1 protein-coding gene is annotated in these 2337 nt (G+C 38.1%); it reads right to left on the bottom strand.

Annotated elements, in window-relative coordinates:
• Positions 1-141 precede the first annotated feature (141 nt).
• On the bottom strand, positions 142-2121 hold the full coding sequence (locus A1D25_RS05935; protein ID WP_240327113.1) for a site-specific recombinase: 1980 nt from the start codon (positions 2119-2121) through the stop codon (positions 142-144).
• Positions 2122-2337: the final 216 nt, after the last annotated feature.

The following is a 2337-nucleotide window of genomic DNA, read 5'->3' as shown; positions in this document are numbered from 1 at the left end:
GGTGGTAAAATAATACGTTTTTATTTTACCAATTTACAGTTGAGTAAGATACAAGGGACGCCACGCTGGCGTCCGAATGAAAAAAGACTTTGTCAATAATCTGAAGGGGCTTATTGCCCCTTATATCTTATTACTGTTCTATTATTTCTGAGATTTATCTAATTGCATTGGTAAAATCAAACTTAATGGGCGTTTTTTTAATATTTCCCATACACAGCCTGCAATTTTACGCCAGCTATTGATTTCTGCCCCTAGAGAACGTAATGCCACCCATAACGTCAATGAGAAACTCACAATTAAGTTTACTAAACCAATCGTTAATACAAAGGCAAGGCTTTGCCAGAAAATTGCCATTGAGAGATCACCACTCACAGTGGCATAACCTAAATTAGCAGAAGAAAGTGCAACGTGGCGGATATCTAGTGGTAGCCCAGTTAAATAGCCTACTAGCCCCGTTAGTCCCAGTAGCAAACCGAAACAGAAATTCCCCATTATTGAGCCATAGTTATCGTGCATATAATCGGCGAATTTACCACGCATTCCTGATGGCATTATACGTTTTAATACAGGGTGCTCTCTTAAACGCATTCTTAAATTAAGGTAGTTGCAGCGATTATCAAAAAATCCCGAAATAATCCCAGCACAGAATAGCCATACGCCAGCAATAGCGGCAAACCATAAGGTTCCTTGTGTAATATCAATACTGTGTAGCTGATAGGCAATCTGTTCTTCATTTAAGAAAGCAGAGCCAAAATAATGTTCATAGCCAATCGCAATCACTGCGGATAGTAGTAATGCAACGGACACATTACCTAAAACCGCAACACTTTGTGAGCGGAATACGTCAATGAGTAATTGGGCTAATTGCATATCGACAGATCGACCTTGAGGATTTTTCTGTACCGCTTCCGCAAAACGAGCTGCTGTCATTGCGGGTTGTTTGGTTGCAACAGAGAAATGCAACATAAAAATCACAATAAAACCGAAGCTATAATTCAATGCTTCTAAAATACTTTTAAGCACTTTATCTTCAACGCTACTTCCAATATAAATTTTGATAAGTGCAATAAATGCAATCAGCACACCGCCCCCAGCCGCTGATGAAAACATTTCCCAATACTCTTTAGCATTGCGTGTAATGTAGTGTTCACCGTGGTCGCTAGTATTTTGTGTAATACTGCGAGAAAGCATTTTGACACTCTGTTTCCATAGGCTTGAAACGCTGTGTTGATCTGCCGATGCCACCGCTAATGTCCCAGTTAAGAGTAAAATTCGGCGTGGTAAAAAACGGTTAGAGGCAAACACGTCCATCAACATTGCTAATCGCTCTAAGGTTTGCGTTAATCGTTCCAATAAATGTGCTACGCCTAGTGAAGAACCTGCATTTGCCCCTTTTTTCTGTAAACGTTCAATCAACTCTTGGCATTGAACAAACATTACTTCTAAATGGCTTATATCATAAACTTCATTTTTACGGCGACTTTCTACCCAATTAGAAACTTCACGATGTAGGGCGACAAATGGGCTATCCGCATCAAGTAAACTCGGCTCTAAACGCATCAATTCAGGCTCCATTTCTTCTGCCGCAATCCAAATTGCCAGCATCTCAATCGCAAATAGTCCTTCATATCGCATATGATTACTTACCGTTTCTCGCTCGTGTGGCGTTGCATAACGGCGTAATAGGTTCAATAAAGCGTCCCAATACTGCATAGGAACAGCATTGAGCCATTTCGCATCATCTTTATCATTAAATAATAAGACAAATATATCCCGTAGATCTCTTGCATCTTTAAATGATGGGTTAATCCGTTCATATAATCGCACTCGCATTTCTCGTCCAAATCCACCACGAGCCAAAATGCCACGACTAATAAATAGTGGATATAAACGCATTCCGCATAGCCAACGACAAAATTGACTTGCTAATTTTTCGCCTAATTCTCTATTCTGTTTTAATAATTTAATCAGAAAATATAAGCGTTGTTGTGCATCTTTTCCTTGGTTTTCTCGCAACCATTCACACAATTCATTGAGTAATCCAAATGTATCGTTTTCTGTTAATTTCTGTTCAATAAAAAGTGTAAGTGCAGTTATCTCAGTAAATTGTTTTCCTGACAAAACAGAGTTCTCCTATTTATTTTTTTATCAAATTGTTTTCCAAAGTGTAGTCTGATTACCAAAAATGCTAAAAGTTGCTAAATCTAGACAAAATTTACATAGGGTAGTAAAAGTATCATTCTATAAAAAATACGCCTTTTATAGTATTATTTCCCCATAATAAAATACAACAAGCGGTAAGATCAGATTATTGACAAAGTCTTTTTTCATTCGGAC

Source organism: Ursidibacter arcticus (assembly GCF_009761375.1).
GTDB classification, from domain to species: Bacteria; Pseudomonadota; Gammaproteobacteria; order Enterobacterales; family Pasteurellaceae; genus Ursidibacter; species Ursidibacter arcticus.
Note: the sequence above shows the minus strand (reverse complement) of the source record. Positions and strands in the feature narration are given on the sequence as shown.